19 protein-coding genes are annotated in these 20,697 nt (G+C 64.7%); 4 read left to right on the forward strand and 15 right to left on the reverse strand.

Features of this window, described 5'->3' with window-relative positions:
- Positions 1–277: 277 nt before the first annotated feature.
- Positions 278–1,708 (forward strand): cytochrome c peroxidase, encoded by a 1,431-nt coding sequence (locus tag WDM24_RS37485; protein WP_338829289.1) that lies wholly within the window; start codon positions 278–280, stop codon positions 1,706–1,708.
- Positions 1,709–1,726: 18 nt separating this feature from the next.
- Here the strand turns inward: WDM24_RS37485 and WDM24_RS37490 are convergent, their stop codons facing one another.
- The 4 genes from WDM24_RS37490 to WDM24_RS37505 all read right to left on the reverse strand — a co-directional run bounded on the left by WDM24_RS37490 (position 1,727) and on the right by WDM24_RS37505 (position 6,984).
- Positions 1,727–2,329 (reverse strand): hypothetical protein, encoded by a 603-nt coding sequence (locus WDM24_RS37490; protein ID WP_338829290.1) that lies wholly within the window; start codon positions 2,327–2,329, stop codon positions 1,727–1,729.
- Positions 2,330–2,532: 203 nt separating this feature from the next.
- Positions 2,533–4,584 (reverse strand): alkaline phosphatase family protein, encoded by a 2,052-nt coding sequence (locus tag WDM24_RS37495; protein WP_414645787.1) that lies wholly within the window; start codon positions 4,582–4,584, stop codon positions 2,533–2,535.
- A gap of 241 nt (positions 4,585–4,825) precedes the next feature.
- On the reverse strand, positions 4,826–6,202 hold the full coding sequence (locus WDM24_RS37500) for a cytochrome c peroxidase (protein ID WP_338829291.1): 1,377 nt from the start codon (positions 6,200–6,202) through the stop codon (positions 4,826–4,828).
- On the reverse strand, positions 6,199–6,984 hold the full coding sequence (locus WDM24_RS37505; RefSeq protein WP_338829292.1) for an EfeM/EfeO family lipoprotein: 786 nt from the start codon (positions 6,982–6,984) through the stop codon (positions 6,199–6,201). Before WDM24_RS37505 ends, WDM24_RS37500 begins: the two co-directional genes overlap by 4 nt.
- Positions 6,985–7,028: 44 nt before the next feature.
- Between WDM24_RS37505 and WDM24_RS37510 the strand changes: the two genes are divergently transcribed.
- A complete protein-coding gene (locus WDM24_RS37510; protein WP_338829293.1) occupies positions 7,029–7,718 on the forward strand; it encodes an A24 family peptidase in 690 nt (229 codons plus the stop codon).
- 19 nt (positions 7,719–7,737) lie between these two features.
- Here WDM24_RS37510 and WDM24_RS37515 read toward each other — a convergent pair whose 3' ends face one another.
- From WDM24_RS37515 to WDM24_RS37560, 10 genes are read right to left on the reverse strand one after another with little or no spacing between them, the layout of a single operon-like run.
- Positions 7,738–8,382 (reverse strand): hypothetical protein, encoded by a 645-nt coding sequence (locus WDM24_RS37515; RefSeq protein ID WP_338829294.1) that lies wholly within the window; start codon positions 8,380–8,382, stop codon positions 7,738–7,740.
- Positions 8,382–8,945 carry a type II secretion system protein GspM gene (gspM, locus tag WDM24_RS37520; RefSeq protein ID WP_338692398.1) on the reverse strand — a complete coding sequence of 188 codons (564 nt, stop codon included), beginning with the start codon at positions 8,943–8,945 and terminating at the stop codon, positions 8,382–8,384. The genes WDM24_RS37515 and gspM overlap by 1 nt, the downstream gene beginning before the upstream one ends.
- Positions 8,942–10,015: a PilN domain-containing protein gene (locus tag WDM24_RS37525; RefSeq protein ID WP_338692399.1), complete on the reverse strand. Its 1,074-nt coding sequence runs from the start codon at positions 10,013–10,015 to the stop codon at positions 8,942–8,944. Before WDM24_RS37525 ends, gspM begins: the two co-directional genes overlap by 4 nt.
- Positions 10,015–10,929: a type II secretion system minor pseudopilin GspK gene (locus WDM24_RS37530; RefSeq protein WP_338692400.1), complete on the reverse strand. Its 915-nt coding sequence runs from the start codon at positions 10,927–10,929 to the stop codon at positions 10,015–10,017. Before WDM24_RS37530 ends, WDM24_RS37525 begins: the two co-directional genes overlap by 1 nt.
- On the reverse strand, positions 10,929–11,657 hold the full coding sequence (locus WDM24_RS37535) for a type II secretion system protein (RefSeq protein ID WP_338692401.1): 729 nt from the start codon (positions 11,655–11,657) through the stop codon (positions 10,929–10,931). The genes WDM24_RS37530 and WDM24_RS37535 overlap by 1 nt, the downstream gene beginning before the upstream one ends.
- Positions 11,654–12,073: a prepilin-type N-terminal cleavage/methylation domain-containing protein gene (locus WDM24_RS37540; RefSeq protein WP_338692402.1), complete on the reverse strand. Its 420-nt coding sequence runs from the start codon at positions 12,071–12,073 to the stop codon at positions 11,654–11,656. Before WDM24_RS37540 ends, WDM24_RS37535 begins: the two co-directional genes overlap by 4 nt.
- The gene (locus tag WDM24_RS37545; RefSeq protein ID WP_029079778.1) at positions 12,039–12,503 is read right to left on the reverse strand and encodes a type II secretion system protein; all 465 of its coding nucleotides are present in this window, start codon (positions 12,501–12,503) and stop codon (positions 12,039–12,041) included. The genes WDM24_RS37540 and WDM24_RS37545 overlap by 35 nt, the downstream gene beginning before the upstream one ends.
- An 18-nt stretch (positions 12,504–12,521) precedes the next feature.
- Positions 12,522–12,998: a type II secretion system major pseudopilin GspG gene (gene gspG, locus WDM24_RS37550; protein WP_166307498.1), complete on the reverse strand. Its 477-nt coding sequence runs from the start codon at positions 12,996–12,998 to the stop codon at positions 12,522–12,524.
- A 53-nt stretch (positions 12,999–13,051) separates the two neighbouring features.
- Complete coding sequence (locus tag WDM24_RS37555) at positions 13,052–14,263, reverse strand: type II secretion system F family protein (RefSeq protein WP_338692403.1); 1,212 nt, start codon at positions 14,261–14,263, stop codon at positions 13,052–13,054.
- 4 nt (positions 14,264–14,267) lie between these two features.
- Positions 14,268–15,944 (reverse strand): GspE/PulE family protein, encoded by a 1,677-nt coding sequence (locus WDM24_RS37560; RefSeq protein ID WP_338692404.1) that lies wholly within the window; start codon positions 15,942–15,944, stop codon positions 14,268–14,270.
- A 325-nt stretch (positions 15,945–16,269) separates the two neighbouring features.
- Here WDM24_RS37560 and gspD point away from each other — a divergent pair, with 325 nt between their 5' ends.
- Complete coding sequence (gspD, locus tag WDM24_RS37565) at positions 16,270–18,648, forward strand: type II secretion system secretin GspD (RefSeq protein ID WP_338692405.1); 2,379 nt, start codon at positions 16,270–16,272, stop codon at positions 18,646–18,648.
- A 76-nt stretch (positions 18,649–18,724) separates the two neighbouring features.
- Entirely contained in the window at positions 18,725–19,198 is a 474-nt protein-coding gene (locus tag WDM24_RS37570) for a tetratricopeptide repeat protein (protein ID WP_338832518.1), read from the forward strand.
- Here the strand turns inward: WDM24_RS37570 and WDM24_RS37575 are convergent.
- The gene (locus WDM24_RS37575) at positions 19,191–20,696 is read right to left on the reverse strand and encodes a PepSY domain-containing protein (RefSeq protein ID WP_338829297.1); all 1,506 of its coding nucleotides are present in this window, start codon (positions 20,694–20,696) and stop codon (positions 19,191–19,193) included. The genes WDM24_RS37570 and WDM24_RS37575 overlap by 8 nt on opposite strands.
- Position 20,697 lies beyond the last annotated feature (1 nt).

Genomic DNA, 20,697 nt, shown 5'->3' on the forward strand with positions numbered 1-20,697 from the left:
AATGGAGCTACACGCTAAGCAAAACACATTTCGCTGGGATGACCGTTTTTCGACGCGCGCGCGAAGGCATGACGTGTCGTTCGCGCCCCGACAGAGTATCGCCCGGTAAGAAGCGTAACCATCGGTTTCGGCTTCGTTGCCGTCATCAAACCGCAATCAACCTTCGTCTATCCAATCAGACGGTCATTGGTCCCGCCGACAGAAAACTGTCACCTCCGTGACATCTTCCGATCGGGCGGCGGCACGAAGCGATTTGTGACAGGGGCGAATTCTCGCGATGGCTTGGGAAATTGTTGCGCGCGATTCCGGAGCAGGTCGGACCGCAGCCGCCGGTCGCGGCGTGAAGCACGCGCCGATCGCGCTGCTGGCGCTCGTCGCGGCCTTCCTTCCGTTGCGCGCGACGGCGTTCCCGCTCGGCGGCGACCAGACGGTGCTGCCGGCCGGCACCGAATTATCCGAGGAGGCGCTGGCGCGGCCGCGCGAGCTTTTTCATTCCGAAGCGATGGGCGGGCGAAAGTCCTACCTGATCAATCTCGGCGATCTCGCGTTCAATTCGCCTTCCATACTGGGCGGCAAGGCCCGGCAGGCCGAGATGAGCTGCGGCACCTGCCACGTCAATGGCGCATCGAACCCGAAATTATTCGTCCCCGGAGCCTCTTCGCGTCCCGGCACCTTCGACACGACCAGCCTTCTCTTCAATGCCAAGACGTTCAACAGCATCCTCGATCCGGTCAGGATACCGAGCCTGCGCGGCGCCCGTTTCCTCGCGCCCTACGGACATGACGGGCGCATCGGCTCGCTCCGCGACTTCGTCTATAATGTCATCGTCAATGAATTTTCGGGTCCAAAGCCGCGCGACGAGGTTCTCGACGGCCTCGTCGCCTATATCAACGACATCGATTTCCTGCCGAATCCGAAGCTCGGGCCCGGCGGCAGGCTTGCCGCGCAAGCCAGTGTTGCGGAGCGTCGCGGCGAGCAGCTGTTCTTCAAGCCGTTCCCGAAGCAGGCCGAACTAAGCTGCGCCGGCTGTCATGTTCCGGGGGCAACCTTCAACGATCAGCTGCGTCACGACGTCGGATCAGGCGGACTGGTCAAGACCCCTACCCTGCTGAACGCCAACTTCAACGCGCCGTATTTCCACGACGGCCGCTACGACAGTTACGAGCAGGTGGTGGATCATTTCGACCGCGTGTTCGACCTCGACCTGTCGACCCAGGACATGCAGGACCTCGTCGCCTATCTGACCGCGGTCGGTGACGGCGACCGTCCGTTCGAAAAGGACGGAGTCGTGCTCCGGATGAAGGAAGTGCTTGAACTGTCGAGCGTCCTCGAGGTCGCGATCCCGGCCGCCGATACCGCGGTGGTGTCGCTGGCCGTGACCGGCGTCGGCGCCGAGCTGCGCGAATTGACCGAGCGGATTCCCGACATCAGGAACAGCTCGATCGGCGGCAAGGACGAGCGGCTGGCAGCGCGTGCGATCCTGAAGGACCTCGTCCTCACCCTGCGCCGCATCGATCTCGACGTCGGCGCCGGCCGTATCGACGATGCGATGGCGGAATATCGCCAATTCGCCCAGCTGGTGAATTTCGAAGCTCCCGTCGCCCTGAAAAAGGTCGAGCCCTGGTCGCTGTTCAACAGCAACGTACACCAGTCGCACTACACGGCGCTCGGCCGGATCCTTCCGGTGACGAGCCGGCAATCGCAGTAGGCACGGGCCGACACCGGCTCACTCCGAAGCCGGCGGCGCAACCCATACGTCGCTCTGCTGAATCCTGCGGATCAGCGCCTGCGGATCGAATTTGCGCAGGTTCGCCGGGATTTCGAAGGCTTGCGCCGGCTGGGGCTCGTCGCGGATGCGGTCGACGGCGACCACGGTCCCATCCGCGGTCTTGATCTGCACCGGGAATTTCCGCGCGCGGTCGATCCACCCGACGAAGCCGGGACCGAGCGACGCCGTAACCCGATAGACATCGGTGGCGCGCCCCGCGATCGTCTCCTCTCCGACGCGTTGGCAATGCCATGTCGCGGCATCGATCGGCGCGGCCAATTGTGCGATCGCCTGCCATTGCCGGCAGGGTTGGTCCGGATCGACCGGAACGAACATTTGGGTCAGCGGGCTTGATCGTCTTGCGTCCATGAAGACGCGGGCGCCCGGACGGACGAACCAGGCCGCGGGTCTCGCCGTATCGATCAGGAAGAAGCCATCGGGCAACGCGGTTGTCTCGATCCGTGCTTTTCCGTCCGAGACTCGCAAGGTTCCCATAGCGGTTGCCGTGTCGTCCTTCCGCGCAACGAGGTCGGCGGAAAACTGCTGCGCCTGGGCGGGCATCCAAGCATTCGCCAGGATAGCAACAGCAAGTAGGCAGGCCGCGGCGGTCCTGCTTATTGAACACGTCACTTCGTTGCGCTTCATCGCATATTCCAGTCAATCAGAGGGTGAGCAGGCAAAACATGACAGCGCCGACCGAACCATGGGTTCGATCGGCGCCGGCCTCGGATGACATCAAGACCTCGTCGTGGACGAGAGCTCGATCACTCGGTGTAGGACAACGTGACCGGCTTGCTGAAGTCGAACGCGTCGAACAGGTCAGACAGTGCCGGGCTGTTGGTCGGGACGTACTCGTTGTTCTTCGTGTAGGTCGGGTTCGGCAGGTTGTCGCGGCTTCGGTTCGTGAGCGGCTGGAGGGCCCAGTTGCGTTCGATGAACTTCAGCAGCGAAACGTGGTCGGCGTAGTTGTGGTTGACCTTGCCGCCCGTCGAATAGGGCGAAAGGATTAGGGTCGGAATGCGCGGTCCGTCGCCGAAGAAGTCGATGGACTGCTGGTAGCCGGAGTCCCAGTAGCCGCCGGCCTCGTCCCAGGTGATGAAGACAGCGGTTTCAGCCTTCAGCTCGGGATTGTTGTCCAGCGCGTTGAGTACGTTCAGGACATAGGCCTCGAACAGGTCGACTTTCGAGCTCTGCGGATGACCGTCGAGCAGGCCATCCGGCTTGCCGAACGACACCGAGGGCAGCGTGTTCTTCTCGATCGACGTGATCAGATCGGCAGTGTCCTTCATGTGAGCCTGACGCACGGCCGGGTTGGCCATGATCGAGGTCGCATACTGGAACGGATTGCAGATCTGGCAGTAGGCAACGCCGAGCGCGTGCGCCGGATCGGCAACCGCGGCGGCGCTGAGGTTCGGGTTCGACGGATTGGCGGCAACCGCGGCGTTGGAGAGCGCCACGGCGTCGTTAAACGCACCACCATAGAACGCCCAGGAGATGTTCTTCTCCATGAGCGCGTCGCCGATCGTGCGGACCGACGACGGCGGGACGTTGTTGCCGCCCGCCAGCGCGCCGTTCGGCAGATAGCCCGGATTGACGTTGTTGAGCATGTAGTAGTGGTTGGGCTTGCAGTTCGGCTCGGCCGCGTACGGCAGATTGTTGAGATAGGTGACGATCGGCTTCACGCCGGGCTGGAAGACATCAGAGCAGTTGCTCCAATTGCCATCGACGGTGTAGCGGTTGACCGAACCCGCGGCCGGGTTGGGGTTGGCGATCAGGTTGGCCGGCGGCGTCACCGGGTTGCCCTTGCCGTCGCTCCAGAAGGCCGCATCGCCGGTGCCGAGCATGAAGTGATTCGCACCGGTGCCGCCGTGGAACGACTGGTGGAAGTTGTCGCTCAGCGTGAAGCGGTCGGCGAGCATCTTCAGGACCGGGGCCTGACCCTGCTGGGCGTTGTAGAAGCCCATCGAGTTGGCCATGCTCTTGTTCGACGCCGAATAGGTCGCCATCACGAACGGGAACAGGTCGTTCAGGCAGCCCGAATTGTTCTTCTTGGTGGCGCTGGCGGCGCTGCAGTCTTCCTGCTGCCAGTCCTGATAGAAGCGATGCGTCGAGTCGCCGGTGTAGTCGTCGTCGGAGAGCTGCTCGCCCTGCAGCTGGAACGGTCCGTTCAGACCGCCGGCGCCGGGAACGCGGGTATCGAGCACACCGGTCGGCAGGCCGCTGAAGCCGGTGGTGAGGATGTCGAGATCGGCCGGGTCCATGTCCTTCTCGACACTGGCTTCGGCGATCGTCTTGAACGGAGCGCCGGTGTCGCTCTGCGCGGTCGGCGTGCCGTTGGTGTTCGGCTGCGGCATCAGGTTGGTCGCGTTGTAGGGCGACTTCGAGATGGTCGGCGCGCCAATATAGAAGGAGGTCTGGCCCGCGACCGAGTACTGCTGCGCCTGCGCAAAGTTCGGACCCGGCGTTCCGTCCTCGTTGACGATGCCCTTCGACAACAGGTTGGAGATCGTCTGCCCCTTGCCCTTCGGCTTGTAGATGCCAAAGGTGTGATCGAGGCCGCGGTTCTCGCCGATCAGGATGATGACGTGCTTGATCGGCGAAGCGGTCTTCACCTTGTCGCCGTGATCCTTGTCGCCATGATCGTGGTCATTCTTGGCGCGATCGGCATCGTGGTGCGCCTTGTTGTTGTGATGCGGGCGCTTGTCCCAATCACTGTGGCCGCCCGGATAGTGAGCGGCATATGCGGCTGTCGCAACGAGCACCGTGGACGCGATGCAGAGCGCGGTGCTGGTTCGCCAGTGCTTTTTGTAGTTCAAACTCATTGTCGACCTCAGGTGTTTGCGGTTAGCAACGCACCCTGCTTAGTGCGGCAATATGACGCATGGTTTTCGCTTACATGAATGCGCGCAAGAAATTTCGAAACGTTCAAATATTTTCGCGGAGACATCATCAGCAGCGCGCGCATCTCCGTGATTCACATATTCAACCATTGATAGAAAATTAATTGAGCAATCAACGCAACGATTTTGACGGCGAATGCACTTCAATTCAGCTATATCAATGCGAAACGTGCTTGGAGCGCATCACCTGGCGAAGCGCAGCATAATGCTGATCATGCACGTCCTGATTGAACAGCGACCACGGCTCGGCGCTGGCCAGCAACGCAGGAACTGCGGCGGCCATCAGATTGCGATAGTTCCTGAACTCGGTTGCAGCATCAGCGCTGCGCCCCGCAGCAACAGCCATTTCGATTCGCCGCAGCGTGAGCACGAGCTCCTTGAGACCGTTGCGCGCAAGCACGCGCTGCTGCTCGCCGCCTGATACGCTGGTGTTCTTGCGATCCGGGTATTGCTCGGTCAATTCGCGCAGCTCACGGCCGATCGTATCGACCGCAAGTGCGACGATGTCCTTGTCGCCGGCAGGAATCGCGGTCGCAAGCACCGTCGAGAAATCGTTGATCTCCTTCAGCGTGGCGCCGGCACCGTCGCGCTCATAGGGCTGCACGCCATCGCCCACCGCCGTGAGATAGGCGACCAGGTCGCCCTTGTCCTGCGCCGAGAGATCGAGCTGGAAGGTGCGGTCGAAATAATCGACGACCTGGCTGAAATTGTCGAAGCGGCCGTCGTGAAAATACGGCGCGTTGAAGTCGGCGTTACGCAGGGTCGGCGTCTTGAACAGACCGCCTGAACCGATGTCGTGCTGCTGATGATCGACAAAGCCCGACGATGGAACATGGCAGCCGGCGCAGCTCAGCGCGGGATCGTGCGGGAACGGCCGCGAGAACAACGCTTCGCCGCGGCGTTCCGGCTCGGTGATCTTGCCGGCCAGCCGTCCCGCGGGACCGAGGCTCGGGTTGGGCAGGAAGTCGATGTCGTGAATGTAGGCCACGATCGCATCGAGCGTTGCCGGCGACGGCTCCGGTCCGGCGAACTCGCTGGTGATGACGTTGTGGACGAAATCGCGCAGCGAGGCGAACCGGCCATCGGCGCCATAGGGCGCCAGGTAGCGGGCGCCACGCAGGCTCGGAATCCGCACGGGATCGAACGCCAGATTGTTGGCCTTGGGATTGAACAGCGGGCCGGTGGTGTCGAACGTGCCGGGCCGGCTCGACATCTTCGGCATGAAGAATTCGGCGTTGTTGGCACCATTCACGTGACAGGTGCCGCAGCTCACGCCGGCCTGCCGCGCCACCTCGCCAAGCAATCCGGGCGAATTGAAAGCGAGATCGCCGAGATTGACCAGATAGGATTTGCTGCCGGTGCGCTCGGACTGAAACACCTCACGCGGCTTGTCGAGCGCATCCTCATTCAGCTCGGTCGCAACCGGCAATACGGTCTTGTCGCCATCGACGGGAAACGCCACGGCGCGCCCGAGCAGTGCAAGGGCGATGACGCCGGAGAGCAGTGCAGCCAGACGCAGCTGAAGCGATTTCATCGCGCCTGGGCCTCCAAAGTCGGCCGCTGCAGGCCGAGCTTCGCCGACGCGCTCTGCAAGGCGATGACCAGTTCCTCACTGGTCTGGCGCAGATCGGCAATGTTGACGTGCGGCAGGTCGGGCGTCGCGACGATCGCCTCGAGTTGCTCGATCCGGTTGTTCACCGTCTCGTCGAGCTTGCCGTCGACCGTGTTGAGCGCGGCAGAGAAGATCGTGTGATAGGCGAAGTCGATGCCGGCGATGTTGTTGCGCATGTCGTCGAGCGAGGTGCCGCTGATACGCGACTCGCCGCCATCAGCCTTGCTCTCTCCGACTTCGTAAGCGAGCCGCACCGTGCCGTCCAAGAGGCCCTGCGGCGTCAGCTTGATGTCCTTGAGCTTGCCGTGAAGGTCGTTGAGGTGCTCGACAAGGCCCGCCGCGTCAGTGGCAACGTCGGTGCTGCCTGCCCCGAACAGCTTCGCCTCGATGGCGTGGAACCCGCTGTCCGCGTTCGGCCAGGCGTCGATCTGCGCATCGAGCTCGGGAACGAAGCCTGCGGTGAACACTTCCGAGCGCTCCCAGCCGGCGCGCGCCGACAGCCAGGCCTTCTTCGCACCGGGCAAATCCGCTGCCGCCGCGCGCTCGCGCAATGCACGCGCGCCTGTCAGCGCACTGGCGACGCCCTCGATCAAATACGGCCGATAGCGCTCGGCACCTTCCTCCAGAGCGCCGGCATTCGCGGCGCGCGCGCCTGCTGACGCTGCCAGCAAAGCCAGGCACGCCGCCACTCGCATCTTGTGCATAGTCAACCCACTCATCTGCCACGAAGGGCTCGCGGCACGCAGTGGTGCGAACTATTGTCGGTATCCTATGCGGATTTGTGACAGCGCAGACATTTTGTCGCATCTTTTCTGCTTCGCTGCCGTCGATGACGATCACAATTTCGCAAACCCGTCGCGCGGTGACGGATCAATTGAAAATGGACTGTTCAACGCGCGCGAGTTGTTGCAACACATTGAGCACGCGTCACACTTATCCCGTCACCATGCATATCGATCGCGAAGTTCTTCATTTTATCGGGTCTTACGGCGCGCTTTGCGTGCTCTGCTGCGCGGTCGCGCTAATCGATCTTCGCCACGGCATCATTCCAAACTGGCTGAACCTTGCGATCGCCGCGCTCGGTCTTGCGAACGTCGTCGTCACTGAAGGCACGACAGCCGCCTTCACTGCAATGGCGAGCGCGGTCCTCGTCGGCGCCGTGTTCTGGCTGTTGCAGCGGCTTTACTTCGTCTTGCGGCATGTCGACGGATTGGGTCTTGGCGACGTCAAATTTCTTGCCGCCGCCACGACCTGGGTCGGCGCAACAGAAGTTCCGACCTTGCTGCTGATCGCAGCACTCGCGGCACTTGCAGTTGCCGGAGGCCTGCAACTCGCAGGACACGAGATGAAGCGCCAGACGTCGATCCCGTTCGGTCCTTTTCTTGCGCTCGGGCTTCTCCTGACGTCGGCACTTCAGAGCTGGCTCGCGCTGATCTAATTTCCGCTGGACGCTGCAATCACATCTGGCGCCGCGCGGCCAAGGGCTTCCGCTCCGTGCTGACCGGAACGAGCCGGACGTCGCCGCTCTCTTCACCGCCGGGCTGGGGCAATGTGAGCACGGCCTCCTGCTCGTCCTTCTGCATCCTGACTTCACGTCCGTTGATGGCTCGCAGCTTCCATCCCTGGAAATCGTCACCGACCTTCAGTCGCAGCGCGGTCTTGTTCGATTGATCGAGAAATATCCCGAAACTTTCATCATCTCCCGCGATCGTGCCGACCAGCGACAGCGGCGGCGGTTCGATCGCGACCTTGCGCGGCGGCGTCGGCGCTGGCTTGCTGACCTCCGGTTCCGCAACGACGGCGGGCGGCGGCCGCCGCGACGGCGAGAACACCGGCCGGTCGCGCGTGTTGGACAGCGTCTTGAGCGGGATGCCCCACAGCGGATTTGCGCTGAGTGGCCGCGGCGTCGGCGCCGGCGAAGGGGCCACGCGGACCGACGTTACAGGTTCGGACGGCGGCGGCGAGCTCAGCACCGGCCCGCCCAGGCGGGTATCATCGAGCAGCCCGGCGTCGAGCGCATCGCCGGACCGGTCGGGCACGGCGGCCGCTGCAGCATGAACCGACGCGGCCAGGAGCACGATGATCGCTGCAAAGCGTCGCATCACTTGGCTCCCCGCCATTGTCCGGACACGCCGAGCAGCACGCGCATCTTGCCGGGATCGGCGCCCTTGGCGGCCTCGTCGGCGACGGGCTGCACGACCAATTGGTCGATGAACAGGAACGGCATGCCGGCTTCGAGATCGTAGAGCACCTGCTGCAATTGCGCCTGCTCGATCTCGCAGCTCGCGACCATGCTGAGGAAGCCGGCCTTGGCCGGTGCGTTGGGAACGTCGAGCTGCGTCGACAGCACGTTGCCGCCGGCCTTGATCACGGCGCCCGACACGCGTTGCAGCAGGGTGGCGCCGGCAACCGTGACGGTCGCGCCCTCGAGATAGGCGGAACCGGTCGGCATCGCGGGCTGACCGGGCGCGGTATTCGCCCTGGATCGCCCTTCGAGTTGCTCCAGCATTCCGGCCGAGGCAGCAACATCGCTGCGCAGGCCAGCGATGTCAGACAGCGACGAAATGACGACAAAGAGCAAAAGCACGAAAAGGCCGAGATAGCTCGCGGTCGCAACCAGTGGCGAGGTGCTGACGGCGGCCAGCGATCGGGATGCTGCGCTCATGTGCCGGACCCAAAATTCGCGGTGATGTTGGCCTCGACGTGGAACCGCTCAGCCGTCTCATTCGCTGCGCGCGTCGTCGGCGCGAAGAACGTCGCGCGGGTGAATTGCGGCGACTGCTCCAGCAGCCTGATCAGGGATGGCGCATCCTGGGTCATTCCCACCACCTGCACCTTGTTGCCCTCGATCCGCAGCTCGGTCACATAGGTGGTATCGGGCAGCACGCGCGAGATCGCTTCCAGGACCATGACGCTCGACGGCGTCGTCTGCTTGCGCTTGGCCAAGAGGCCGAGACCGGACGAATCGCCATTGGCATCGAGGCGCAGCGCGGCACGGCGCTGCGAGATTCGGTGCTGAAGATCGTCCTGCTCCGATTGCAGCCAGCCGCCGAGATAGACGTTCAGCAGCAGCGAGACCGCGGCTGCGGCGGCCGTCGAGACCAGGCCGATGCGCAACAGGCGCGGAACCACAGGTCCGGCAAGACCCCGCAACGGCCGATCGAGCAGCGTCACCTGCTGCAGCGCGCCGTCGCCGCCAACCGCCGGCGCCGTGACCGCGATGGAGGCACCGCCCAGCGTCCTGGCCAACCGGATCAACGGATCGACCTTGGCCGCCGCGGTCGCACTGAACGCGACCTCAATACGGTCATTGCCGACCGGTTGCGGCGCGCCCCAGCCGAACACCGCGTCAGCGGCGCTCCATGGTGTCAGCCGGTCGACCTGCGCGCGGATCATGCCGTCGAGGAAATCGCCAGCCTGACTCGGGAAATCGAGCACGCGGCTGACGATTTGATCCGATCGCAAGCGCACCTCGATCCGGCTGCCGTCGAACGCCGTCTTCCAATCCGCTGGCAGCGGAGGCTGCGGCGCATCGTGATCGAGCCGAAACGAAACCGGCACCGAAGGCGAACCATCCTTCGACACCGCGAGACGGGCGGTGAATGTGCCGTCGGCATTTTCGTCGAGCGCGACGCCACGCCGGCGCACGAACCTATCAGCGACGCCGTCAACGGTGACCGCGACCGCGCCGATCCAACGCTCAAACCATTGTCGTGCTTCGGCAAATATTGCCATCAACCTCTCCCGCGAAGCAGAACCGGATTTCGCGGTTCGACATCGTTCTGCCAGGACAACACACGATAGGGCTCGACCTTGTCGCCGAGCGCGATCACCGCCTCGGACGTGGTGCGATGGCCGTTGCGGAAACGGATCGAGATCGCGATCCGGTAGCATGGGCTTTGCGCTGTCGATGCCGCACTTTGCGCGTTCGGCGCTTGCGTTCCGGCCGCGATGCCGTTTGGCGAGGCCGAACGCGCCCCGAATCCGTCCTGATCGTTGCCCGATGCCTTGTCCAGCGCCCTGACGATTTCCGGCGCCGCGATCTTCGGATCGACATCCGGGCTGCCGTTGAACACCGTGACAAACGGCAGCGCGCGGTCGACCAGGGCTTCGGGGATACCGGCGACCAGCGCCAGCTCATTGACGTGGACGAACAGGCCCTGTCGCGGCGGGTAGCCAAGCGCATTGTAGCGGGCGGCCTCGACATTCTCGCTGCCCGGCGCGGGCCGGGTTCGCCAGCCGACGATCCGGTCGGCGTATTCGCCGGCTGCGTCCTTGCCGGCGCCGAGCACGACGAACAGGCCAATCAGCATCTCCTTCGATGCGTAGTTCAGGTCGAGGCGCCCCGCCTCCGACGTGAAGGTCACGCCGACGCTGGCATCGTCCAGCCCAAAATGAAAAGCCCCGCTCTGCGGCCGCGTCTTCTCATCCGTCAACGTCAATTGATAAGCGGCGAGCTCTACTCCGGCCGACATCAGCGCCTCGGTCTGCAACGACAGGTCGCTGGCGGCCAGCGCCCGCGCCGACGCGGCGAGATAGGCCGAGAAGATGATCGCCAGCGACGACAGCGCCAGCAGGATCCAGAGCACCGCAACGATGACGAAGCCGCGATCGGCCGGCGTTCGGCCGCACTTGCCGGTCGCGCCCATCACGTCTTCCCCTGATCGGTAGACGTCTTGCCCTGATCGGTGTTGCCGTCGGAATTGCGCTTGTCGCCGCAATTGCCGTCCGGCTTGGTGCAGTCGCTCGGAATCTGGACATGGACCGGCGCGATGGTCGACACCGACAACACCCGTTCGCTGGCCGCATCACGCACCGTCAGGCGGATCATCACCGGCAGTCTGTCGGCATCCTGCCACACGCTTTTCCATGCCCGGTCCGCCCCGGCATAGGCGAAGGACAGCCGATAGGGCGCGCGCAGCAGCACGACCGGGCTGCCGAGATGCACCTGTTCCGACAGCGACACTCCGTCGGCCAGCGGCGTAAACCGCGCCTGCGAACGCACCGTGACGAACTCGCCGCGATCCCTGATCTCGCCAAGCCGCACGATGTCGAGCCCCGGCCCCGCATTCGGTCCTACCGATGTCCGCACGAACGTCACCGACAATTCCGATCCATCGAACAGCGGCTTGTGGGCGTCGCGATTCGCGGCAACAAACTCCGCCGCGGCGAGGTCGGCGCCGATCCGTTCCAGCGCGATCCCGATCAGCTCGCTGCGCTGGATCCGGTCGAGCCCCTTGTTCCAGCTCGGCAACCATTGCGCCGTGATGCTGGCGAGCGCCGACAGCAACAGCCCCATCAATGCCAGCGCGACGATGGTCTCGATCAGCGTGAAGCCGCGCTCATGCGCGCGCCGGTCTGTGTTCGCCGAGGTCATTGCGAGGACCTCGGCATCAGGCGCACGGTGCGGACGTCGGACAACGCGCCGCCCGGAGATTTGACACGAATTCTCACCAGCTCCGGGGCCCAGGGCACGTTGCCCTCGGGAACCGTCCAGTCACCACCGAGCGGACTGACGTCGACGGTCCAGCGGTAGCCCTCCGCCTGCCCGGTCGATGAGCCCGGCTGCAATTCGGCGCGGGTCGGGATGCCGACCGTCATCAAGGTGCGCGCTGCCTGCATCAGCGCGACGTGCTGCTCCATGGCGCGAACACCGCGCGTCTTGACGCCCATGACGGCGCCGATCGCGACGATCGAGACGGCCACCAGCGCCAGCGCCACCAGCACCTCGATGATCGTGAACCCCGCATCAGCGCGGTTAGTTGGCGGCGACGTCGCGAGCAACGATTTCAACCCTTCCGGTGAGCCAGTTGACGCGCACTTCATATCCTGCATCGAGCCGCGTCAGCGCGATGGAGCCGCCACAGGAACCGCCATTGGCGAAGAAACGAATGGTCGATAACGCGGCCTGCCGCTGGCAGCGTTGCGGCAGCACGGCATCGAACCGCACATCGTCTGGAATTCGCACCGCCATGCGCGATGCGCCCGAGTGGATCACCCGGCTCGCCGCATCGACCAGCGTCGCCACGCTGGTGCTGCGCTCGATGGCGGCATTGCGATCGGCCTTCAAGAGCGTCGCGGTCTGCAGCGCATAGGCCTGCAACCGCGAACGCGAGGTCTGGTGCGGAATGAACGGAAGCAGCACGGCCGCGAGCAGCGCGATGATGGCGAGCACGCACACCATCTCGAGCAAAGTGAAACCGCGCTGCGTCGCGTCATTCATGCTCGCCATGCATCCTTGTTATTCATTGTTGGCGGCTGTCGCCTTCTCGAGCGAAATGTCGGCGGAGGTGCCGCTGCCGCCCTCCTGACCGTCAGATCCATAGGAGACGATGTCATAGGGCCCGTGTTCACCCGGCGAGCGATAGATGTAGGCGTGATTCCAGGGATCGCTCGGAACGTTGCCGCCCTTCAGATACGGGCCATTCCAGGCAGCAACACCCGGCGTGCGCCGGACCAGAGCGGCGAGGCCCTCCGCCGTGGACGGGAAGCGGCCCGCGTCGAGATAGAACAGGTCGAGCGCGCTGGAGAAGCTCTGCAGCTGAATGCGCGCGGTCTTGACCTTGGATTCGCTGAGATAGTTGAGAACGCGCGGCCCGATCAGCCCCATGATGAGGCCGATGATCGCGATCACCACCAGCATCTCGACCAGGGTGAAGCCCTCCTCCCCTGAACGCCGCGGCCCTTGTGACCGCGCCCGAGCGCGTCCCGCTCGCATGGAAAATGCCCCGATGATGGTGTTGCGCGATATCATGACCGATGACCTCTGCTCTAACCGACTAGCTGCGTGACCGAGAGCAGCGCCGTCATCACCGATACGATCAGTCCGCCGACGACGGTGCTGATCGTGATGATGGCCAGCGGACCGACAATGCCGACGACACGGTCCAGGCTGCGCTGCAATTTTGCTTCGTAGAATTCCGCGACCCGCCCGGCCAGCACCGGCAGCTGCCCGGTCTCTTCACCGAGCCGCAGCATGCGCACCGCCATCGGCGGCAGGCTGTCCGCGACGGAGAGCGCTTCCGACAGTTTTCCGCCATGGCGGACGCGGTCGGCGGCGGCGGTCCAGTTCGCCTCGCTCCCGGTCACCGCCATGATGTCTACGAGGATGCGCAGCGCAGCCGTGAGGTTGACGCCGCTGCCGAGCAGGACGCCGAGATTGCGGCAGAACAGGCTGGCGCGATAGAACTGGAAGGCGCTGCTGATGCCAGGCACCCGCGAGATCGCGTTGACGAGCGCCGCACGGACGCGCGCCTGCCGCAGCAGCCACCATGCGAGCGCGATCGTGGCCGCACTGATCAGGCTTGCCGCCGTGGCATTGGCGCGGAGGAAATCCGATACCGCGATGAAGCTGGCGAGCGCCGTATCCGACTTGCCGCCGAAATCGCCCAGCACGGTCGAGAATTGCGGCAGCACGAACAGCAGGAAGAACAGCATCACGCCGGATGCCGCGACCAGCACGAAGGCCGGATACTGCATGGCGTCAGTCAGCTTGCGCCGCATCTGCTCGGAGCGCGCGCGCTCGGTCCCCAGCATCTCCAGCACGGAATCCAGCGTGCCGGAGATTTCCCCGACCCGGACCAGGGCGATGTACATCGGCTGGAACAAGGTCGGATGATCCGCCACCGCATCGGCAAAACTCTCGCCGGTGAGCAGGGCCGCGCGAATTTTTGCCACCACCGGACGCATCCGGCCGACATCGGCATCGCCGGACAGCAGCTCCAGGGCATCGTCGAGACGCGCGCCGGCCTTGAGCAGAAGCGCAAGATCGCGCGTGAACGTGGTGACCTCGGCGGCACTCGGCCCGCCGAACAGGCTGCGGCCGCCGCCAGCGCCGGACGCGCGCTTGTCCTCGGTGGTTTCGATCGGCAGGAGCTTGAGATATTCGATCCGCCGCGCCACCTCAGCCGCAGTCGGGGCGGCGATCGTGCCGTTCACGATCTCGCCAGTCTGGGTCAAAGCGCGATAGCGATAATTCGGCACGACGTCACCGCACCGTCGCAACGCGGAGGATCTCGGCGGGCGAGGTCAATCCGGCGCGGCATTTGGCGACCCCGTCGTCGAGCATCGTGGTCATGCCCGCCCGGATCGCCATCGTATCGATCTTCAGTCCGTCGGTTCGCTCCCCGATCAGGTCGCGCAATTCATTCGATAGTTCGAGCAGTTCGAATGCGCCGAGGCGGCCGCGATAGCCGGTTCCGCCGCAGCGTTCGCAGCCGCATGGCTCGTGAACAATCTCGCCAGCCCGCAATCCGATCGCCGCAAGCCGGGGATCCTCGGAGAAATCAGCCGTTGCCAGCGGCCGCGCCGTCTTGCAGCGCTCGCACAATTGCCGGACCAGCCGCTGCGCGATCACGCCGCGCAGCACCGAACGGAGCAGATAGCCTTCGACCCCGAGGTCGAGCAGGCGCGGCACCGCGGCCGCCGCCGTCTCGGTGTGCAGCGTCGTCAGCACCAGATGCCCGGTCAGCGCCGCATGCACCGCGACATGCGCGGTCTCGGTATCCCGGATTTCACCGACCATGATGACGTCGGGGTCCTGTCGAACGAAGGAGCGCAAGGCGGTGGCGAAGGTCAGACCGATCGCAGGCTTGACCTGGGACTGGTTGACGCCGGGGATCTCGTATTCGACCGGGTCCTCGATCGTGAGAATCTTGCGGCTGGGCTCGTTGAGGATCGACAGGATCGTCGCCAGCGTCGTGGTCTTGCCGCTGCCGGTCGGTCCCGTGATCACGATCATGCCATGCGGCAGCTTCAAGAGCCGCCGCAGCTTGGCCTCATCAGCCTGCGAGAAGCCGAGCTTTTCCACGACCAGCAGGCCGCGATCCTTGGGCAGGATACGGATGACGGCGGATTCGCCATGCTGCATCGGCATGATCGCGACGCGGATATCGATGTCGGTCCGCCCGGCCCGCAGCCGCGCCGCGCCGTCCTGCGGCAGGCGACGCTCGGCAATATTGAGATTGGCGATGATCTTGATGCGGGAGACCACGGCCTGGGGCAGCACGCCGGACAACGCCGCGACCGGCCGCAGCAGGCCATCGATCCGCAACCGGACCATCAGGCCGGCGGCAAACGGCTCGATATGGATGTCGCTGGCGCGAAGCTCGACCGCCTTCTCGATCAGATCGTTAACCGCGCGCACCACCGGCGCGCCGCTGGCGAGATCGCGCAGGCTCTCGATGTCGTCTTCGCGGGGCAGCGCCGCCGTCAGTTCGGTGGCCTCGTCCTCCTCGGCACTGGCGCGGTTGTTCAGCACGATGGCGACGTCTTCCGACGATGCCACTTTCACTGTTATCCCGGCGCCGAGCACAATCTGCGCCGCCCGCTGCGTCGCCTGATCGGTGGGATCGACCACCGCAAGAACAGCGGTTCCATCGGCTTCCCGGCACGGATAGACCATGGTCTCGCGCAGGAAACGCGGCGAGAACGACCCGACCAGCGGCTCGGCCGAGGTCATTTCCTGGAGCGTCAGGCGGCCCAGCGCGAAGAAGCGCGCGGCTTCGTCGGCGAATTCGACAGGCGAAAGACTGGTGACCTCCCACAGCTTCAGTTGCCGGTGGTCGGCGCCCTGCCCGGTCCGCTCGGCCGGCCCATCGGTCGGCGCAAGGTGATTGTTCTGACGGAGATAATCCACAAACCGAACGGACAGGTCGTTGGCCATTCTCTTATCCCGCCACGCTATCCTGGATCAACTCGCGCCGAGCCGCTGGCGCCGTTCGGCTCCCGTTAACTGCGCGGTTATCGACCCGAAGTGTGACAGCTGTGCGAAGTCACATCGTCCGCCGCGCTCAAGAAACTTTGAGGTGGCATCGCGGACACAAGCAACGCGCCGGCTGCACAAATTTTGGCACGACACGATGCAGGTCGCGAACGACAATCATGTAACCAATTTATTTCTGTCATGAACGCTCGCTAAGAGTCCTCCGGGGCAGGACCGATCGTCGCAAGCCATCGAAATATCAGCCAGCAAGTAGCGAAGGGCCTTCATGCAACGCGTAGGCACAGTGGGCCGCTGCCCGACGATCCGTGGCGGCCTGACAGCCATTTTCGTCTTGACGTCGCTGGGGTTGCTGGCGTCCTGCAATTCCGCGACGGTCGGCGAGAGCGTGGATGCGTCGCAGCTCGACGTCACCGACAAGGTGCGCTCGCTGGATCTGCTGCCGCGCCAGCCGCAACCGGTGAGCGCACTCGCGGCGACACCCGGCAACCAGGGCGGGAACGTCCGCGCGTCGATGTATGAAGGCAGCGACGTGACGGCCGTCGCCGACGCGCGGCCGCAGCCGACGGCGAATGGCAATGGTTTCGACCTGAATTTCGAGAGCACGCCGGTGGCGACCGTCGCCAAGGTCGTGCTGGGCGATATCCTGCATGTCGGCTACACCATCGACCCACGGGTGCAGGGCACGGTGAGCCTGGTGTCGGTCCGCCCGGTGCCGAAATCCGACATGGTGTTCGTGCTTGAAAACGCGCTGCGCCTGAGCGGCGTCGTGCTGCTCAAGGATACCGCGGGCTATCGCCTGACGCCGCTTGGCGACGCCGTCGGCGGCGGCCGCATCGATGCCGCGGCAGCCAATCCCGAGCCCGGTTTCGGCATCTCGGTGGTTCCCCTGCAATATGTGTCGGCCCAGACCCTGCTGAAGCTGACCGACAGTTTTGCCACCAGGGCGGGCGCAATCCGCGCCGACACCACGCGGAATCTTCTGCTGATCCAGGGCACCGGGGCCGAGCGCCGCACCGCTGTCGACACCGTGCTCAGCTTCGACGTCGACTGGATGCGCGGCCAATCGGTCGGGATCTTCCCGATCTCGAGCGGCTCGCCCGCGCCCGTGATTGCCGAGCTGGAGAAGATCGTCGATTCCGGCGAGAACGGCCTCAGCCAGAACGTGATCAAATTCATGCCGATCGCACGCCTCAATGCGGTGCTGGTCGTGACCAAGAAGCCGGACATGCTGCACACGGCCGCGACCTGGATCAAGCGGCTCGACCGCAACGACACCGCGCGAACCACGGTCCATGTCTACCGCGTCAAGTATGGCGATGCGCGCCAGATCGCGCGGGTTCTGACCGACATGTTCCTCGGCGGCTCCTCAGGCAATCTGCTCGACAGTGCCGACAGCCAGCTCGCGCCGGGCTCCGGCACCTCGTCGACGTCAAGCGTCGCCGATCGTCTATCACTCAACAACAACAACGGCTCGAATTCGAGCATGGGCGGCTTCGCATCCCGCGGCACGTCGGGGACTGGTGCGACGGGTCAGGGCCTGGGTCAGGGATTTGGCGCCGGTGGGCAAGCCAACAATCCCAATGCGGGCCAGGGTAACAATGCCGCGCTGGATGCCGGACGCGGCGCCAGCGGCGGCAACGGCCAGCCCGTGCTGCAGGACGTCCGCATCACGCCCGATGTCGTGAACAACAATCTCCTGATCTATGCCGACCAGGCCAACTACCGCATCATCGAGTCGACGCTGCTGCAGATCGACGAGCCGCAGCTCCAGGTCGCCATCGACGCGACGATCGCGGAGGTCACGCTCAACAACACCCTGTCCTACGGCGTGCAGACCTATCTCACCAGCCAAAACCTCGGCCTGAAGCCGAACACCGGCTCGATCCTTGGCACCCAGGCCACCAGCGCGCCCGCGACCACCACCGACGCAACCACCGGCGCGGTCTCGGTGGCGGGCTCGCTCACCAATGCTTTCATCAACCAGAGCTTTCCGGGCTTCAACTTCCTGATCGGCTCCGCGACGCAGCCGAGCCTGATCCTGGATGCGCTGCATGCCGTCACCAGCGTCAAGGTGCTGTCCAATCCCTCGCTGGTCGTGATCAACAACCAGGTCGCGACGCTGCAGGTCGGCGACGTCGTCCCGGTCTCGACCGGCAGCGCGACGGTGCTGACCACGAGCAACACGGTGGTCAATACCATCGACTATCGCAACACCGGCATCATCCTGAAGGTCTCGCCACGCGTTAGCGTGAACGGCACAGTGCGGCTCGATGTCGAGCAGGAGATCAGCAACGTTCCCCAAAGCAGCTCGGTAAACCTGACGCCCACGGTGTCGGAGCGGCGGGTCAAGAGCCAGATCGCGGTCGCCAATGGCCAGACCGTGCTGCTGGCGGGCCTGATCAGCGAGCAGCAGAGCGGCAACCGAAATGCGCTTCCCGTGCTCGACCAGATTCCCGGCCTTGGCGACGCCTTCGGGCATCAGAGCAACGGCACCCAGCGCACCGAGCTGATCATCTTCATCCGCCCGCAGATCATCCGCAACGGTACCGACGCCCAGGTCGTCGCCGAGGAGCTTCGATCGAAACTGCGCGGCAGCATCGCCACGACATCGACCAATGCGCCGATCACCACCAGCTTCCACTGAGCCGGGCAACAGGATGCTCCGCATGCGCGCGCTGCGAACCGGCCTCTGCGCTACGCTTGCGGTCGCGCTTTGGGCGATGACCGCATCCGTCGCGAGCGCCGACAGCGTGGCGCGCGGAACGGCCGCCTTCCATCGCGGCGACTATGTCAGGGCGTCTCGGGAGCTCGCGCCGGCCGCCGAGCGCGGCAATGCCCGCGCCCTCGGCCTGCTCGGTTTCATGTATGAGCACGGTTTTGGCGTGCCGCAGGCCTATGACGCCGCCGCCGATCTCTACTATCGCGGCGCCGTGCAGGGCGACCCGTTCGCGCAAGCCATGCTCGGCCTGACGTACGACAAGGGCCACGGCGTTCCGAACGATTACGTGCTGGCCTACAAATGGCTCAATCTGGCGGCCGCCCGCGCCAGCGGGCGGCAGCGCGAAGCCTATCTCCGGTTCCGCGATGCGGTCGCATCAAAACTCTCGCGCAACGAGATCATCGCCGGCCAGCGCTTTGCATTGGGATGGATCCCTGGCCCGCCGGCGCCGGACGTGCACCTGACGGTCAAGTAGTTTTCCGCGCGGGCGCCAAGCTGGGAGACAGGTGTCTCCTTCGCAGCGGCCGGCGGCGCAGCCGGCGCCAGCCGATCACGATGCCGCTGATCGAGACGATCGTGCCGACCGCTGACAGCAGCCACACCACGACATCGCGCGCCGGCCAGAAGCGCAGTAGCACTGGGAAATCCAGGCTGTGCAGCGCGTTGAACAGCCAGCGATAGGAGCGGCGGCTGTCGTCGCTGCGGTCGAGAATTTCACCAGTGATCGGAGAGATGTGCAGCCAGGTTTGCGCGGGATCATCAAAGCCGATCCGCAGCACGGGAAGCTCGCGCGCGTTGTGCAGTGTGTACCAATAGGCGTCGGGTTCATCGAGCTGTTGGGCCGATATCATGGCAGCTCCGGGCACCGCGCGCCGGGCGGCTGCCATGATCTCGTCACGCGAGAGAGACGCGGGCGCGCCGGTGGCGGGATCGGCGAGGCTGCGACGGCCATCGCTGTCATCGAGCATCATCAGTCTCCTTCCGCCGATCCAGACGAAGCGTGCCTCCACGGCTGATATCGATGGCGTCGACTGGAAGCCGGCGACAATCTCGAGCGCGTCATGGCCGCCATAGCCGACCGCGATCTCCCTGCTGACGCCGCGGCCGGAGAACACGCCGCCGGGATTGAGCGACAGCCAGCCGCTGAACATCCAGGTGAAAACGCAGATGCCGCCGATCAGCCCGGCGATATGATGCCAGGCCATCCAGCCGCGGTACGGCGAGATGGCGCCGCTTGCGTAGCGACGCATCAATCGAAGCCGTAGAATGCCGATCCAGAAGCCGGTGACCGCGACCACGAGGCACACGCCCGAGATCCACAGCACCACGTCTCGCCACAACGGGCTGTCCTTGCGCAGCACGGTCGGATAGATCCAGTGCGGGATCGAGCCGAGCCAGTTCCAGACCCGCTCCCGCCGCGTGGTGTCGAGCGCGATCTCGCCGCTGCGCGCGGAGACGTAGAGCTCGGTCCCGGCAGCGTCGCCGAGGCCGATCAGATAGAGCGGCCGCAACGAGTCGAAACGCGCAGTGACCGACCATTGATCGCGCGTCACCGTGTCGAGCAACTGCGGACGCACCGCTTTCGGGTGATGACCAGCGATGGCCAGCGCCTGGTCCGGTGCGATCCGTTCGATGACGCTGCCGTCGATCGCCGAAATGGTGACGGCGGCTCCCTTCCAGCCGGCGACGCGATAGACCGGAACATCGGCCATCATCGACAGCCGCAGATCGCGCGGATAATGCTCCATGCCCGCGATCGCCATCGCGCGGTCAGGCGCGATCTGCACCTTGCCCCACGAAATGACTGGGAGCGCGGCCAGGCGCTCGCTGTCGGTGAGGCGCGGAAAGGCCACGTACATCATGACGAGGCCTGAGATGAACCACATCGCGAACAAGAGGCAGGTCGCGATGCCGATCCAGCGATGGACGACATAGAGCCATCGCCGTCCTCGCCGGATCAGAGCGTTGCGCATC

Origin of the sequence: Bradyrhizobium sp. 27S5 (assembly GCF_037217225.1) — a bacterium.
GTDB classification, from domain to species: domain Bacteria; phylum Pseudomonadota; class Alphaproteobacteria; order Rhizobiales; family Xanthobacteraceae; genus Bradyrhizobium; species Bradyrhizobium septentrionale.

Coding starts and splice junctions, on each gene's coding strand:
- WDM24_RS37485 (WP_338829289.1), top strand. CDS start 278: ATGGCTTGGGAAATTGTTGCGCGCGATTCCGGAGCAGGTCGGACCGCA.
- WDM24_RS37490 (WP_338829290.1), bottom strand. CDS start 2,329: ATGCCCGCCCAGGCGCAGCAGTTTTCCGCCGACCTCGTTGCGCGGAAG.
- WDM24_RS37500 (WP_338829291.1), bottom strand. CDS start 6,202: ATGAAATCGCTTCAGCTGCGTCTGGCTGCACTGCTCTCCGGCGTCATC.
- WDM24_RS37505 (WP_338829292.1), bottom strand. CDS start 6,984: ATGCACAAGATGCGAGTGGCGGCGTGCCTGGCTTTGCTGGCAGCGTCA.
- WDM24_RS37515 (WP_338829294.1), bottom strand. CDS start 8,382: ATGCGACGCTTTGCAGCGATCATCGTGCTCCTGGCCGCGTCGGTTCAT.
- gspM (WP_338692398.1), bottom strand. CDS start 8,945: ATGAGCGCAGCATCCCGATCGCTGGCCGCCGTCAGCACCTCGCCACTG.
- WDM24_RS37525 (WP_338692399.1), bottom strand. CDS start 10,015: ATGGCAATATTTGCCGAAGCACGACAATGGTTTGAGCGTTGGATCGGC.
- WDM24_RS37530 (WP_338692400.1), bottom strand. CDS start 10,929: ATGGGCGCGACCGGCAAGTGCGGCCGAACGCCGGCCGATCGCGGCTTC.
- WDM24_RS37535 (WP_338692401.1), bottom strand. CDS start 11,657: ATGACCTCGGCGAACACAGACCGGCGCGCGCATGAGCGCGGCTTCACG.
- WDM24_RS37545 (WP_029079778.1), bottom strand. CDS start 12,503: ATGAATGACGCGACGCAGCGCGGTTTCACTTTGCTCGAGATGGTGTGC.
- gspG (WP_166307498.1), bottom strand. CDS start 12,998: ATGCGAGCGGGACGCGCTCGGGCGCGGTCACAAGGGCCGCGGCGTTCA.
- WDM24_RS37560 (WP_338692404.1), bottom strand. CDS start 15,944: ATGGCCAACGACCTGTCCGTTCGGTTTGTGGATTATCTCCGTCAGAAC.
- gspD (WP_338692405.1), top strand. CDS start 16,270: ATGCAACGCGTAGGCACAGTGGGCCGCTGCCCGACGATCCGTGGCGGC.
- WDM24_RS37570 (WP_338832518.1), top strand. CDS start 18,725: ATGACCGCATCCGTCGCGAGCGCCGACAGCGTGGCGCGCGGAACGGCC.
- WDM24_RS37575 (WP_338829297.1), bottom strand. CDS start 20,696: ATGCGCAACGCTCTGATCCGGCGAGGACGGCGATGGCTCTATGTCGTC.